15 protein-coding genes are annotated in these 14,093 nt (G+C 45.6%); 11 read left to right on the top strand and 4 right to left on the bottom strand.

The window, feature by feature from the left end; genetic code table 11:
• Positions 1-26 precede the first annotated feature (26 nt).
• From ACS3UD_RS01135 to ACS3UD_RS01150, 4 genes are read right to left on the bottom strand one after another with little or no spacing between them, the layout of a single operon-like run.
• The gene (locus ACS3UD_RS01135; RefSeq protein ID WP_308138166.1) at positions 27-1,712 is read right to left on the bottom strand and encodes a DUF2326 domain-containing protein; all 1,686 of its coding nucleotides are present in this window, start codon (positions 1,710-1,712) and stop codon (positions 27-29) included.
• Complete coding sequence (locus ACS3UD_RS01140) at positions 1,687-1,929, bottom strand: ABC-three component system middle component 7 (protein WP_440977713.1); 243 nt, start codon at positions 1,927-1,929, stop codon at positions 1,687-1,689. The genes ACS3UD_RS01135 and ACS3UD_RS01140 overlap by 26 nt, the downstream gene beginning before the upstream one ends.
• Positions 1,907-3,340, bottom strand: coding sequence for an ABC-three component system protein (locus ACS3UD_RS01145; RefSeq protein ID WP_308138164.1), 1,434 nt, complete (start codon positions 3,338-3,340; stop codon positions 1,907-1,909). The genes ACS3UD_RS01140 and ACS3UD_RS01145 overlap by 23 nt, the downstream gene beginning before the upstream one ends.
• A 31-nt stretch (positions 3,341-3,371) precedes the next feature.
• The gene (locus ACS3UD_RS01150) at positions 3,372-3,584 is read right to left on the bottom strand and encodes a helix-turn-helix domain-containing protein (protein ID WP_308138163.1); all 213 of its coding nucleotides are present in this window, start codon (positions 3,582-3,584) and stop codon (positions 3,372-3,374) included.
• Between the two features lie 294 nt (positions 3,585-3,878).
• Here ACS3UD_RS01150 and ACS3UD_RS01155 point away from each other — a divergent pair, with 294 nt between their 5' ends.
• The 11 genes from ACS3UD_RS01155 (at position 3,879) to ACS3UD_RS01205 (ending at position 14,087) form a co-directional block, all read left to right on the top strand.
• Positions 3,879-4,037, top strand: coding sequence for a hypothetical protein (locus tag ACS3UD_RS01155; RefSeq protein ID WP_308138162.1), 159 nt, complete (start codon positions 3,879-3,881; stop codon positions 4,035-4,037).
• Positions 4,038-4,189: 152 nt separating this feature from the next.
• Positions 4,190-4,639, top strand: coding sequence for a sigma-70 family RNA polymerase sigma factor (locus ACS3UD_RS01160; protein WP_308138160.1), 450 nt, complete (start codon positions 4,190-4,192; stop codon positions 4,637-4,639).
• A gap of 363 nt (positions 4,640-5,002) precedes the next feature.
• A complete protein-coding gene (locus tag ACS3UD_RS01165) occupies positions 5,003-5,212 on the top strand; it encodes a helix-turn-helix domain-containing protein (RefSeq protein WP_308138159.1) in 210 nt (69 codons plus the stop codon).
• On the top strand, positions 5,209-6,621 hold the full coding sequence (locus tag ACS3UD_RS01170; RefSeq protein ID WP_308138158.1) for a LuxR family transcriptional regulator: 1,413 nt from the start codon (positions 5,209-5,211) through the stop codon (positions 6,619-6,621). Before ACS3UD_RS01165 ends, ACS3UD_RS01170 begins: the two co-directional genes overlap by 4 nt.
• Positions 6,622-6,763: 142 nt before the next feature.
• Positions 6,764-7,273, top strand: a complete 510-nt coding sequence (locus ACS3UD_RS01175) for a hypothetical protein (RefSeq protein WP_308140131.1) — start codon at positions 6,764-6,766, stop codon at positions 7,271-7,273.
• A gap of 42 nt (positions 7,274-7,315) precedes the next feature.
• Positions 7,316-8,263 carry a zinc-ribbon domain-containing protein gene (locus ACS3UD_RS01180; RefSeq protein ID WP_440977714.1) on the top strand — a complete coding sequence of 316 codons (948 nt, stop codon included), beginning with the start codon at positions 7,316-7,318 and terminating at the stop codon, positions 8,261-8,263.
• The gene (locus ACS3UD_RS01185) at positions 8,260-10,143 is read left to right on the top strand and encodes a hypothetical protein (RefSeq protein ID WP_308138156.1); all 1,884 of its coding nucleotides are present in this window, start codon (positions 8,260-8,262) and stop codon (positions 10,141-10,143) included. Before ACS3UD_RS01180 ends, ACS3UD_RS01185 begins: the two co-directional genes overlap by 4 nt.
• A gap of 13 nt (positions 10,144-10,156) precedes the next feature.
• Positions 10,157-10,648 (top strand): LptM family lipoprotein, encoded by a 492-nt coding sequence (locus ACS3UD_RS01190; RefSeq protein ID WP_308138155.1) that lies wholly within the window; start codon positions 10,157-10,159, stop codon positions 10,646-10,648.
• A 44-nt stretch (positions 10,649-10,692) separates the two neighbouring features.
• Positions 10,693-11,283: a DUF4352 domain-containing protein gene (locus ACS3UD_RS01195; RefSeq protein ID WP_308138154.1), complete on the top strand. Its 591-nt coding sequence runs from the start codon at positions 10,693-10,695 to the stop codon at positions 11,281-11,283.
• A gap of 24 nt (positions 11,284-11,307) precedes the next feature.
• Positions 11,308-13,299 carry a hypothetical protein gene (locus ACS3UD_RS01200; protein WP_308138153.1) on the top strand — a complete coding sequence of 664 codons (1,992 nt, stop codon included), beginning with the start codon at positions 11,308-11,310 and terminating at the stop codon, positions 13,297-13,299.
• A gap of 83 nt (positions 13,300-13,382) precedes the next feature.
• Positions 13,383-14,087, top strand: a complete 705-nt coding sequence (locus ACS3UD_RS01205) for a hypothetical protein (protein WP_308138152.1) — start codon at positions 13,383-13,385, stop codon at positions 14,085-14,087.
• Positions 14,088-14,093: the final 6 nt, after the last annotated feature.

A 14,093-nucleotide genomic window follows, 5' to 3' on the forward strand; every position in this document is an offset into this window, starting at 1 on the left:
TCATCTCCTTAATTGCTGTCAGTGTGCTATTCTGTTTCTTGCTCATCATTTGATCCAAAAGTGGATATAGGTTTATGTTTAGTTTCTGCAGTTTTGCGGCTCCAAGATTTGCCGAACAGTTCATTTCCTATAGAAAGGCGGAGGACAGTTGCCTCATCAAGCATCCTGTAGGTATCATCTGTATATGTATCTGCCTTATCAAATGCAATAAATACCTGTTTGCCCATATCCCCGCATTCTTGATAAAGGCTTAGTATTTGTTCAAAGTCGGCATCTTCTATGCGCTTAACAATGCTTGAATCATGAATTAATGCAGGAAGGGGGGTCAAAGAAAGCATGCTTAAATCATAGACAACAAGCCCTTTATATGCCGTTCCTTCGCTCTTGTCGTTAGGAGTTTCAAACTCAAAGGATTTATCTGGTTTTAATGTCAATACAGGAGTAGCCCTATCACCGCCGGTAATGATATCATTAATTCTTTTCATTTCAGCGTTTACCTCAGATTCTGCACTTTCAAGCGCTTCCTCCTGTTTTCTACGTAGGTTGGCAAGTATATCCTCAATTTCCTTGCGTTTCTTCGATTGTTCCATTTCATTTTGCATAGCTTCATTTTCATCTTCGAGCCTCTCAATCTCACGGGATACACGTGCATATTGTGTGAGAATAGACTGGGAAAGTGTTTTTGCTACTCCAGTGTCCTCAATCTGTTTTTCATAAGAGGTGATGTCGGCATCTATGTATTCAATTTGCGGTACCAGCTGCGATACCTCTTCCTCAATATCTGCACGGAGGAAGCTATTAATTTTAGCGTGGAAGGCTTCCACATCGTTAAAGGCATCAATATTGGCTTCCGGGAAAAAGCGCAAAAGGGCCGAAAAGTCTTTCCTCAGAACACCATCATTTTCAGGCATATTATTTTGTACAGCGTTAAGCTGCGATGTAAGGAGACTTTTTCTTCTGATAAGCCTGCCCAGCTCTTTTTTTATATTAGCGAGCTTTTCAGCTTGCTTGGAATCAATCCCAAGAGCCTGTAAATTAGCTTCTTCATTTTGTTGGCATAGTTTATCTCTGCGCTTTTCTAAGGCTGTAATTTTTTCCTTATTCTCGCCAATTTTAGCTGTGATGTCTGAAACTGACCGCTCAATTTGTTTGCTTGGTTTAATACCATAGCTTTCTTCGGCAATTTTAAGCTTCTGTATATCCTGAAATTTGTCCAATAATTTCAGTAGATACTCTACAGCCGTAGCCATAGTTTCACGTTCACCTTGTAAAGGCTTATGTTCATTGTGGTTGCCGTGTCCATAAATGCGGAAAAAGCGATCGACAATCTCGCTAAAGCTAATACCTTGAAGATGTATCTTATATTCATCAAAAAGAAAGCCCCGATATTTTTGCAAAGGCATTTCTTCAATAACCCGGAACTTACTATCACACCGATTCACAACAGAAGGACGGCTTGTACTTCTGGAAAAGAAGTAGGGTATACCGTCAAATTCAAAGATAAAGTCAATTGTGTGATGGTCAATATGATTTATAACATCCTTAGCAGCCTTGGTATAACCATCCCCACCAAAAACAAAGTCTAGTATAAGTAGGAAGGTAGTTTTTCCGATAGCATTACTGCCATCAGAGCTGCCAAGGACAACATTAAGCCCAGTGCGGAACGCTTCCGGCTGAGTTTTAAATTTATCGCATATTATTTGTTTTAACATAGCGCAGAACCTCCATACCTTCGGGAATTTCAATCTGTCCAAGTTTATATAAACAATCAAGAGCATCAAGAAAAACACTTATTTCCGACACTTTTGTCCGTGTTGCTTCAAGTAACTCATGGGGAGTCATATCCCGTTCCTCCAGTTTCTCAAGGATAGGTGCGAACAAGGATATTACGCTATCTGAGTAAGAATTAACTTTGCTTGGCATTCTCATTGAATAAATCACACCTCTTTACTAAGTATCCTATTATTATCTCACAAGCATCTTTATGCTTTTGTCCAACCTGCAAAAACAGATTGTCTATTAATAAATTCATTATGTATTCCTGGGGATCTGCAATATCCCCATTACTTTTAACCCCGCCATCAAGCATCAATGAGGCAGATTTCATTAATCCACCAAACATATTAGTATCAAATCCAATTTCCTGCTCAAGACGGCCGCATATTCCATTTACTGTTTTATAAAGACGAGCCATACTTGCGTTAATCTTATCTTTAAGGAATGGCTCATGGATTTTGCGTTCAATTTCTACTAAGTCTTTCATATCAGTGCCTTCTAAACCCTTGGTGTTTTTTATTTTATGTACTTCTCGTAAAACAGACTCAATTTGATTTTGAAATTTAATCCCGGATATCTTGTCGAGAAAGGCCTGAGTTGCAGCACATCTTTTTTTACTCTCCAATAAATCTGTTATTTCATCCGCTGACATTTCTGAGACGATAGGGGCACAATCATCCGAACATAATGCAACAGCATTCTCATATTGGTCTCTTTCATTAGAAGGCTGTTTTAAATATACAATTTCATAATTTCCAACAGGTATTTTCCCACGTTTTGGAATGCCAAGTTTTTTGCCACATTTTAAGCAGTTACCGTTTGCTTCTGATAGCAAAGTAACCAGTAGGGAATCCTCCTGTACAGTTGCAGGTTTTAGCAACTTAATTTTATCTACAACATATCCTGCTACATCCTCAGCAAATTCTGTATCGGCCTTACCATTTTTAATATTAGGTAGGGAAAAGCTCGCTGCTTTATCAGCAATTAAATTAATCCCATCAATGCGGGAATTAAATGAAACAATATAGTCGTAATCAATTGACTCTATTGTTTTCTTGCCATATCTGTTTGTTGTTTTTGTAGCGGTATATAGAAAAATACCTGCTAAGAACGAATGAAATAAGAATTCAGTTTGGACTGCCAATTCCCTTTTGATAATCCCATTGACTAATTCAATTTTTGTATCATCCTCAATGCCATGCATTTTATTTTTAATCATTTCAGGCTTATCATTGGCGATAATATCTTTGAAAGCGAGAATTATTTGCTTTGATAAATTTTCATTTAAAAGTCCGAGGACATGGTCTTTAAAATATAAAGCTACTTCTTGAGGATCAGCGGTACGAGCTGGGTCAGTAACATCTTTAGGCAGGTTTTGCTCGCAACGCAATAGTTTGGAGGTGACATCCTCCCGAACCCTGTCGGGGTTTTCCTGTCCGGCAAAGGTGAATTCATAATTTGGGGCAACAGAATGAAGCAGTGCCTCACACAGCTGCTTATTATCAACATTAACTGCCTTACACGAAACAAGCACAGCCAGGTATGAACCAAAACATAACCTCATGCCGACCCCTCCCTTTCAAGTGAAACGTTGTCTATTTATTGTCCTCGTCGACATAGTCGACAATATCTCCAATATTGCATTTGAGTGCCTTACATATACGCGCCAAAATATCCATGCTGACCGGAAGATCCTTGCCTAACTTCGCCATTGTAGTGCTGGTTATGCCGGTTTCAGCCATCAAATCTTTTTTTATCATCTTTCTATCTATTAATAACTTCCATAGCTTATTGTAGCTAAACGCCATAGTATCGCCTCCAAATGAATGTTGCTCCAAAACAATCTGTCTGGAATATTTTATCATATGACATTGCTAATATCAAGGTAAACTTTATTAACGCTGATATTGGCTTTACAAATTACAATATTGCAATAAAAAACTGAATATTCATTAAAAATTAGCTACTCTCACTCTATGATATAGCTATTCCCGCTCCTCCAAGCTTGTCCCATAAATTAGTAAGCTGTTATTGTGCAAGGCAATAGCAGCTTTTTTATATGCCAAGGTAGCACGAATTTAATCGAAGGGAGGGATATTTGTATGAATGAGATTAGGAACCTTAGCAAAAAGCGTGTTGGAGATGTAAGCGAAGATGAGCGAATGTTCGTGATACAAATTAAAGATTGCATTACTCGAATTAGGGCAAATGCTGACGGAACATTAGAAATTACTCATGAACATGTAAAACCAGCAGTGTAAGTACAATCTCAACATAATGAAATCCGCCAGAACGCAAGACGGCAGTGCGGAATCCTCTGACAAAGGGGGTTCTCCTGCCGTCTTGTTTCATTTTGCGGATTCAGCGGCTCTGGCGGATTTCAAAAATTTGAAATCCAAAGGAGTCGATTTAAATGAAGGAACATAGAAAACTTTCAAAACAACACATAGTAAAAAAGAAGTACCAGATAAGAGTACAAGATGAGCTAGTGCCTGTAACAGAGGAAGTCTATTTGACTTATTACCGTATGAGACGCCGTGAACTTCATCTACAAGAAAAGGATGCAAAACATGGTGTGTTCTTTTATAGTGCCCTGGATACAAGTGAAACTAATGGAGAGGATGCAATCCCTGATTTAATCTCGCCCCGTGTGGAGGATATTGTGGTGGACAAGCTTATGGTTCAGCGTCTTCATGACTGCATAAAGCAGCTTACTGATAAGGAGCAGGAGATAATCGATGGACTGTTCTTTCAAGAAAAGAGCGAATCGATGATGGCTACTGAAATCGGTATATCTCAGCAGCTTGTCAATTACCGAAAGCAGAAAATCCTAATTAAATTAAAAAAACTGCTTAATTTATAATATTTGTAGATCCCCTCACGAAATCAGGTTAATAGTGAGGGGTTTTTTTATTCTCCCAACAGTTCTTTGAAAATTTCATATCTGATGGCATGAATATATTAGCTGATACCTACGAATAAGGTGATGTGGAAATGAAAGGGATTGGCATTGTTACCAGGATTACCATCCTGTTTAGTGCAGGTGGCAGGTATTGATTATGGACAGGTCCAATGTCGTACCCACAGTACATAATCATGTGCAATACTACGCAATATTACATAAAACAACAAATAGTAGCTGCCATTTTGACATTATTGTGCTATAATTATTTAATAACGATCAATTAGGATATTTGTGCGAATTTATCAAAGTGAGGTGGCTTCTATGCCTGGAACAATACATAACGACAGATGGATATCCCTGCAAGAAGTTTGCGACTATCTTGGGGTAAAGCGCCACACGGTCATGCGTTGGATTGATCAGCGCGGTATGCCTGCATCAAAGGTGGGAAAGCTCTGGCGTTTCAAAACTGTTGATATAGACGAATGGATTAAAAAAGGCGGATCCTCCGATGAGCGGGAGGTTATAAAATGAACAGATTTAAGACTTTAAATGCCCGCAGGCTTTCTGTTGCCGGATTTTCATTTCTCTTTGCCTATATTCTGTCATTTCAGTTTGAAGGGCAGGTGTTGTACAGCCTGCTGGATTTGCGTGGAACAGACGCCGACCGTTACATACTGGCTGCAATTATCGCGCATTTTGCAGGGCTTTTTACCTGCGGCCTGTTTGTCAAATCACAGGCGGCCGCCAAAAGCATGATGTTCGGCGGTATGGGCTTATGCTTAGCCTCCACTGTCCCCTTCTTTTTTCCTCTCCCTGCTCTATGGATGGGCGGACTGATTGTCAGCGGATACTTTAGCGGCTGCGCGGTGGCGGCATGGGGATTTTTTCTCAGGGCCTTTACTCCCAAGAACGAGCGCATTAAATCCTGTGCCGACGTTCTGATTTATTCCAATTTGCTGATGATTGCAGTTAACGTGGTGGCCATGAACAGGTCAACCTTTATCGGGCTTGGCTTCTCTGTGCTTTGCCTTGTGATTGGCATGGTCTTCATTTGGATGCTGCCGTTGGAGCGGGATAATGAGCAGAACAAAACATTTAGAAATAAGACGCATGGCGGTATTAAAAACCCGCTAATATTGCTGTGTCTTTTTGTCTTTATCATTACAATTAATTCCGGACTGATGTATCAGGTCATCAACCCCGCTTTTGAGCATCTGACGGGGCTGGTGAGTTGGTATTGGGCAGTGCCTTATATCGTGGCGCTCGCCATTATGCGCAACCTACCTATGAAAGCAAAGCGTTCCAGAATTTTGTATATTGGGATGGCAATGATTATAGGAGCGTTCATCAGCTTTATGCTGTTAGGGCGAAACACTTCCGACTATCTGATTGTGGATACGCTGATGCTCGGTGCTTGCGGTATTTTCGATCTGTTTTGGTGGAGCATCCTTGGAGAAATGCTGGATTATAGCGACAACCCTACACATACCTTTGGCATTGGGCTTTCCGCCAATGTATTCGGCGTGCTTTGCGGAGGCGTCTTGGGAATGACCGTAACATCCATTAGGCTTCCCAGTGCGGAGGTTGCGGTGATTGCCCTTACTGTGGTTTGCGTTACACTGGTTATGCTGCCGCCGCTGAACCATCAGCTTGTTTTACTGCTGAAAAGCCATGCCTACCTTGCCGCTTATGACAATATGAGTCAGTCACAGCAAACGGACATTGTTCGTCAAATTAAAACTCTTGACCCGCTGACCGTCCGGGAGCAAGAGGTATTGCAGCTAATCCTTTCAGGAAAATCCAACCGCGAAATTGCTGGGGCTTTGTTTATCAGTGAGAGTACTGTAAAAACACATGCAAGGAATATTTTTTCAAAATATGATGTAGGTAGTCGAGCAGAACTCATCAGTACCCTGCTGAAGAATCAAAGGGTTGAATGATACATAAAATCACATAAATATAGGGTTTAACTGGCCTCTCATACTAAAGTATGAGGGGCTTTTTTCTGCAAATTCATCCTTTCGAACGATGCTTTTTGAGGCATCCTTCCCTAAAATTTATGATAGAGGAGGTATAGTGCAAATGAAATTAATCCGCAAACGACGCAATGGATATGCCTTATTGTTCGCAGCCAGTATTTGTTTGGCGGTGTGGCTCGGTGTAACTTCTATGTTAGAAGTGGTTTTCGCCTTTGGAGCTATCAGCCTTATCTCTCTCCTGTTATTGGTGAGGCAGAGCCGTCTGCTCTATGACGCAACACTCATTTGGGATAATCGCATCCTTGCGGTGCCATCTGCTCTCATCTCCATGCCAGGCCGCCAAATGAAAAAAGACACTGAGGAAACTGTAGTATCTACCTTTGGTATCCTCATCGGCAGTGAAATTTACCGGTGGGGTCTCGATGGGGTACATGGCGTGCGGCTGCACACCGCCCATATTGATCAGGAACGGATGTACCTGACATTTGGCGACGCGGCCCAGACCATGCGGGTAGAGTTGCTGCACGGAATGACTCAAAAGCAGGCGGTACTGGATGCCGCACAAAAGCTGCTTCGTGAAACCGGCGTAACGGCAGACATCACCGGATGGTAACGCAGCAAAAGCGAGTGATTAATGAAAGAAGGAGTGAGTATTATGGGTAAATTCTGCACAAGCTGCGGCACGGCTCTGAATGAGGGTGCGAAATTCTGTGCAAAGTGCGGAGCCAATGCTTTTCAAAGCAATGAATCTGCACAAATAAGTACGGGGACACCGGAGGCCGCAAAATCCGAGCAAGAAATTCCGAAAACAATGAACAGTACAAAGAAGAATCCGCCGATAAACCGGGCTTCGGATAATGCTCCACAGCACAGTCCGATGGGTGCGGGAAAATTCATCATCACATATATCCGCCAGTCGTTGACGGTGCTGAAAAATCCCAAACAGATGCTCCCTACTGCCTTGTTGGGGCTTGTCTGGCTGGTGCTTGCGCTGCTGGGTTCTTTCGGAATCAATCCGCTTCCGGTACGCATTCTTAGTTTCCTTACCTTCGCACAGGGAGGAATGTTCGGTGGCGTATTCGGCGCTGTTGGCGGAATTTTAGGCAAGGTGGCGGTCGCCGCTTTTCTGAACGCCGCCATTGTGCCGCTGTTGCAGAAAAAAGCGCCGTTTTCGGGGATAGGCGGCGGTATCAAGGGCTTTTTCAGCGGGATTGCAGTTAAGAGCATAACCGCTGTTGCCCCGCTTTTGGGCGGAGTAGGCTCTTCTTTGCTGCTGTATGCCTTTATGAACAGCAATCAATCGCTGCAAAACAGCATGGTGGGCATTATCGCCTTTGTAATGCTGCTGCAAAACCTTGGCAGACAGGGCGGGTTTTTATGGGGGCTTGCTTTTTCGGCTGCAAACAGCCTTTCCAAGGGCAGAACGCCGTCCTACATAGAGGTCACGCGCTGCATAAGCGGCATGACGCTGGGCTTTGCCCTCGGCGTGGCGCTGTCGGCGGTTAGATTGCGGTGGTGCGGGTGGCTCGGTGTGCTGCTGTTGATTGCCGCTTTGATATTCGTCATTGTCTCAAAAGGCAAAAAGGAGGTGGCTGCGGCATGAAAAAGATAGGGAAAAAACTCTCCGCAATTTTATTCGTGGCGCTTTGTTGTGTGCTGCTTTTCCCCATAACAGCCATGGCAGAAGAAATAATCGAAGAGCCTATCGCATTGCCGGAAACTATGACAATAACAAAACAATTGTTCGGTGATTCCGGTGAATTGGAACCGGAAAAGATCACCATAGAATCTCACGAAGACGGGCGGTTTTATTTTGAATATCCTGCCAAGACTGTATCTAATATGCGTGGTTGGGGTGATGATCATTCCATAACGGCATTCCGAGTTGAAGGAACCGCTTATTACAAAATGGATAAGGAAATGGAACGCAAATTCGGCGCAACTGACAGCAGGTGGATTGTGGGAGAGTTTTCGGTACCGGATGAGATTGTATATACCATCCTGAAACCATCAGTCTCGGAAAGCTATACCGATGTCAGCAGGTTCAGTATTACTCCTTACGGGGGTTCTTTTGAGACAATAAGCTATGGCGATGATAACTTGGAGCACCATATTTTTTTCAAGCTACAATTTCATTGTACCCGAACCGATACAATTCACGATGTGGAGGGGGGGAGCACAACAAATGAACTTTCATACGACGACGAATGGACTTTTGATATGGAGACAGTTGGATTTTCCGACCCATATCCAATAGAAGATACCGACTCTACACAAAACGCAGGAGCTAAGGGAGAGTGGGAATTTTACAAACCAGAAGGCGGAGGCTGGGGCTGGCGGAAAACATCTGGTGGCAGTGGAAATTCCGACCCCGCCGGCCCGGTGGCCACCATTACCATCAGCACTCTTGCGATTTTGCTGTCCATCCTGTTTGGGAATACGGGCGGCTTCATCCCGACTGTGCCTGTGGGGACAGTCGGCGCACCCGCTCCCGCGCCTGCGGGCAGCGGTCTGAGCCGATGGCTGCGCTTTGACGGCGACGGCGACATCGAAGCCACCGACCCGGTAAACGGTCAGAGGCGCACCTTTGTCAAAAACGGCGACGGCACCTATACCGACCCTGTCAGCGGCGCGACCTATACCCCCGAGGAGCTTTCCGAACAGATGGAGCACCGCGCGGACAATGCCGGCACTATCCGGCAGGACGAAGCGCAGTTCAGGCAAAATGTCAGCGAGGATTCTCAGCGCAACCAAGAGCGTAGTGATGAGAGCCGTCAGCTTGAGAAGGACTTGCAGCGTGAGCGGCAAGAGCGAAGCCGCAAGGAGAAGGTTGAGCGCGTTGCCACCGACCTTGGCATGAGCGGCGCCAGCGAAAAGCAGGTTATAGATGAGCTTAAACGACGCATGGAAAGAGACGAGGAGTATCGTCAGAAGATGAACGATTATGCCCAGCAGCGAGACACAGCTGTCGATATTCTCGAAGCTACCGTGGATATTGCCGATTACACGATGGCGGCAGGCGAAGCGGTAGTTCCAGGCGGAAAGACTGTGTCCGCCACCTATAAGGGAATCAAAAACACCGTTTCAACCATGGCGGAAAAGGGCGCAAGCTGGGGCTCCTTTACAGAGGGTGTAATTAAGGGCGGCACCGAAGCCGCAACCACCGTTATGGATGCGGGTATCGGCAAGGCGGCTACAGCCTTTGGCGGTACAGTTGCGGGCGAGGTTGCGGAGGCTGTCAATGACGGCGGGGATTTGACCGACGCATTGGTAAAGGGCACAGTGAAGGGGACCTTTAACGCAGCCAGTGGCGCAGTCGGTGATGCCTACGGCGATGCCGTCGGCGGTACCTACGGCGAGATGCTTGGCAAAGACAGCACGATAAAGAAGGTGGCAGAAACCGCCGGGAAGCTTGGCGAAGTCGGCTTTGAAAAAAACGTCACAGGAACCATTGGGGATAACCTGAACGGAGAGAACAAATGATGGAGGTAGTATCATGAAAAAGCTTATGGTTTTATTTCTGATGTTTATAATGATTTTCACTCTCGCCGCCTGCGGTGAGAAAAGAGAAGGAGGATCGCAAGCACAAGGTTCTGCTCCGACTGAAGCAAGCAATGCCCCTTCCGGCGAAGGGGAAAAGGGAAAGGCCGGGCTTTCCCTTGACGATGTCGCCGGGACTTATTCTATGAACACCTATTATGACGGCAAAGAACAGCAGCACACTGTCGTGTTTACAAAGAACGAAAATAAATTGGTGGCATCCAGCGATGCTAAAGGTGAAGAACCTTTTGAATTATCCTATGATCCGGCTTCGGGAATAGCTTCATATGTTCAAAAGATTCCCCATGAAGACAGTGAAATCACAATAGATTCAAAATATACTTTTATCCTTGAGGATGGGAGTACAAAGGTAAACGGTGAAACGACTATATCATTTAAAGACGAAACAAAAGATGGACCCCGGTATGAAGGATACAAGATCGACTGACTGGAAGTTGGCTTGCTATAACAAGAATTTTAGGAGGTAATCTTATGAAAAAGACATTAATTATATTTTTATCATTGGTACTTATGCTCACCTTCGCCGCTTGCGGTGAAAAGAACGGCGGTAAATCACCCTCAGAAAGCTCCACGCCCGCCGAATCGGTAAATCCTCCCTCCAGTAAAGTGGAAGCGGATGAAAACAGGTATTACGGTATCGGAGAAGCAGCCGAGGCAAACGGAATTTCCATCACTATTGACGGGGTGGAGCCTTTCGATTATACAGGTATGCTTTCAAGGCCGAAGGACGGATTTGAATATGTGAAGGTCTGGTTTACTTTCAAAAATGTTTCCGATGCGCCGATAGACTCCCCAAACAAGAAGGATCTCTACATCATCTACGAGGAAGGGCCCACCGGGGACGACAGCGATATGACCTCGGAGGAAAATTCAAAGGTGATGTCGGATGTGGCTGACAGGAACGAGCGGTATATGAAAGACATAGAGCTTGCCCCCGGCGAATCCACCGGCGGCTGGATGGTCTATCAGCGGCAGACCGACAAAAGCGAGGTCACCATGCACTATTACTCGGGCTTTGTCAACGTCGCGCCGGATTTGAGGTTCAGATTTGCGGTTGAGTAAGCCGACAGAAAGGAGCTTTGCGCAATGAAACGAAAAATATTATCGCTTTTGCTTGCAGCCGCTATGCTGATGTCCTTAATGGCGGGACTTTCAGGCTGCGGCTTTGGTAATCAGTCTAAGACTCCTGGCACACAAAAAGCCGAAACTTTTACGGTGGAGGACGGACAGACGGCATTGACCTCAGAGGACGGTGCGGCGATAGACTTTGGCTGTCTGCTGGAGGCTGGCGAGGAACTCACCATACAAAAGGTATCGCCCGCGTCAATAGACAGCGATGTTGAAATCTACGCCTACGATTTCAAGCTGTCCTCCGGACAACCGGAGGGCACTGTCGAGCTGACCATACCCTATGACGATGCGGGGCTTGGTGCCGATGAGGAGCTGTTGTCGGTCTGCGGTAAGTATCTCAACGAACAGAGCGGTCAGTGGGAGGATGTCCTTTATACGGTGGACGCTGAAGCCAACAAGGTGCATATTCTCACTGACCACCTCTCCACCTATAGCGTGTTTAAGGTCACGAACGCAGGAAAGCGCAGCGAATACATTTCCGATGTCAACGTCTACGCCGCTTACATGACGACAAAGCAAGCGGAGCTGCTGCTCAAAACCTACGCCGAGCAGGGCGTGTCGTGGCAAGAGGATGTTATATCAGCGTTTTTAAATGCAAACAGCTCACTGCCGATGTTCGATGAAACAAATATCCCCACTCTCGTATCGCTTGGAGGCGCATACGACGATATGATCACCGAACAGTTCGGCAACGCGTTGACGGTTTTGGGCATCGCGACCTCCTGCACCCAGTTCGCGTATGACGCATACAGCAACGGGCTGACAAGCAAAGAAACGTCGATCAGCGGAATGAAAACCGTGTTGAATCTGGGGCTGAATTTGGCATCGTCACAAAAATATCTGTTGGATTCATTTCAGGTGGCCTATGTGGGCGTTGGAGTAATCGACATCGCGCTTACCGATGTGATGAATTTTGCCATCGACACCAAGTATGAAAGCACAAAGAATATGTACGACGCCTATTACGCAAGACCCGAAAACAAGCGCCGTGTCAAGGATTGGTACGATTTATTCAAGAAGATATACGAAGAAAACAAATCCGCCCCGCAGACAGCTCTCGACAAAATGCAGAGCGAGATTGACAACTATGTAAACAAATACTGGGAGGTCGCAGCAAGCGACTGGGATTCATGGATAGACGCATATGAAAAGAACGGCAAGCTGTCCAAGTATCCGTGGCCGTCGGAGAGCGACCGCAAAAAAATATCAAGCAATTACAAAGCTGAGATCTATGATTACCTTCAGGTTATGTTCCAGTCTCTGAGCCGGGATATGTATTTTGATGCCCTAACTCAGCGAGAAAAGGAGTATAAAGAGCTTGCCGCACTGCTAAATAGGGTATACACCTTGAACTTCAGGGAGGATTATGACACTGAGAAGGCAAAATGGGCCAACGCATATGTCAAACTGGCCCCGCTTTCCGATAAAACCACAGCAAAAGAGTGGACCATCCGCCTTGACGACGAAGCAAACGGACAGATGAAGTTCACTCTGGGTGCCCATGAAACGGCGAGATTCCCTATGAAGGTGGAATTCTATAAAACAGAAAAGGACTTGGAAGAGGGTAAGGTTGCCTTGAGTGCCAAGCTCAAACCCTTTGTAAAAACCGAAATGGAGGTCATTTTAAATACAAAAACCAATAAGGTGGACTATTCCGGAACATATACAGGGGTCATGAATGTTACGGAAACAGGTAAGGATATTGATGTGACAACTGTAGTTACATTTGAAAAGGATTTTGGCGACGGCTCTTACTATAAAATCGTCTGCTCAAATAATGAAACCCAGAGCACCTACATCAACGGCAGCTATTTTGTGCGGTGGTCGACAGGCGAGGCAAATATTGCGGGAGCAAAATTTGTATTCTCCGCTGACGGAACATCTTTTACCGCCTCCATGCGGGATCATAACGATAAAGAGTGGGGCGTGATTACCTGTCAGAGGTAAAAACTCCCCCAAGCACAAGATATGTCGGCCAACATGAGAAAACAGCGCACAATAATCGGATCAAACAAACTGGAGGCATATCCATGAGAGATAATATTCCATCTGCGGGCAGAGGCAATAAAATCTTGCCCGCAATACTGATCGCGGCCAATCTGCTGATGCTTGTGATAGGCATTCTCACTATACCGCCCAATCTGCGGTCAGCAGCAGTAAAGGAATCTCCTGCGCCGAGGACGGAGCAAACAGCGCTCGTTACACCGGCATCGGAGAAAGAAACCCCGCCTGCGGCCACGGAAAGCGGCAGTATTCCCGCGCCGGAGGTAACAGGCGTGAGCTTATCCACGGAGGAACGCCCCGATTTGGAGGACTTTCTCTGGTACACAGAGGACGTGGTTTATGACGGAGTTCCATCCGATGCGAATATCATTGATAATATTGACCCGCTGACCGGGAGCTGGAAAGCGCTGATTATTTACGACCCCAATAACGAATACGACGCGGGCGCTATGGAGTTTCTCAATGTCGCCCTTGCAGGTACGGCGGAGAGCCTGAGCCTCACTCTCGACTGGTATCAGATTTTTTGGGCCAACGAAGGAGAGAGCTTCGATGAAACGGATATGGAAGACAGCGTATTTCTGGGCAAGTGGGAAAAGGGCGGCCTGTGGGCGTCCGGTGCGGGAACCATACACCTGACGCAGTTCTACGAGCTTAATGGGAAGCAATACGCCGTCGGTACGATGGATACGCCCGACGGGACACCGGCGCTTGTTGCGCTGGTGCGGCCATAAGGAGGT

Source organism: Sedimentibacter sp. LTW-03 (genome assembly GCF_052059825.1).
Classification (GTDB): Bacteria; Bacillota; Clostridia; order Tissierellales; family Sedimentibacteraceae; genus Sedimentibacter.

Bases quoted from the DNA above. Each gene is read 5' to 3' on its own strand.
- ACS3UD_RS01185 (WP_308138156.1), top strand. From the start codon at position 8,260: ATGAAAAAGATAGGGAAAAAACTCTCCGCAATTTTATTCGTGGCGCTT.
- ACS3UD_RS01170 (WP_308138158.1), top strand. From the start codon at position 5,209: ATGAACAGATTTAAGACTTTAAATGCCCGCAGGCTTTCTGTTGCCGGA.
- ACS3UD_RS01140 (WP_440977713.1), bottom strand. From the start codon at position 1,929: ATGAGAATGCCAAGCAAAGTTAATTCTTACTCAGATAGCGTAATATCC.
- ACS3UD_RS01165 (WP_308138159.1), top strand. From the start codon at position 5,003: ATGCCTGGAACAATACATAACGACAGATGGATATCCCTGCAAGAAGTT.
- ACS3UD_RS01195 (WP_308138154.1), top strand. From the start codon at position 10,693: ATGAAAAAGACATTAATTATATTTTTATCATTGGTACTTATGCTCACC.
- ACS3UD_RS01145 (WP_308138164.1), bottom strand. From the start codon at position 3,340: ATGAGGTTATGTTTTGGTTCATACCTGGCTGTGCTTGTTTCGTGTAAG.
- ACS3UD_RS01175 (WP_308140131.1), top strand. From the start codon at position 6,764: ATGAAATTAATCCGCAAACGACGCAATGGATATGCCTTATTGTTCGCA.
- ACS3UD_RS01200 (WP_308138153.1), top strand. From the start codon at position 11,308: ATGAAACGAAAAATATTATCGCTTTTGCTTGCAGCCGCTATGCTGATG.
- ACS3UD_RS01180 (WP_440977714.1), top strand. From the start codon at position 7,316: ATGGGTAAATTCTGCACAAGCTGCGGCACGGCTCTGAATGAGGGTGCG.
- ACS3UD_RS01160 (WP_308138160.1), top strand. From the start codon at position 4,190: ATGAAGGAACATAGAAAACTTTCAAAACAACACATAGTAAAAAAGAAG.
- ACS3UD_RS01190 (WP_308138155.1), top strand. From the start codon at position 10,157: ATGAAAAAGCTTATGGTTTTATTTCTGATGTTTATAATGATTTTCACT.
- ACS3UD_RS01135 (WP_308138166.1), bottom strand. From the start codon at position 1,712: ATGTTAAAACAAATAATATGCGATAAATTTAAAACTCAGCCGGAAGCG.
- ACS3UD_RS01150 (WP_308138163.1), bottom strand. From the start codon at position 3,584: ATGGCGTTTAGCTACAATAAGCTATGGAAGTTATTAATAGATAGAAAG.
- ACS3UD_RS01205 (WP_308138152.1), top strand. From the start codon at position 13,383: ATGAGAGATAATATTCCATCTGCGGGCAGAGGCAATAAAATCTTGCCC.
- ACS3UD_RS01155 (WP_308138162.1), top strand. From the start codon at position 3,879: ATGAATGAGATTAGGAACCTTAGCAAAAAGCGTGTTGGAGATGTAAGC.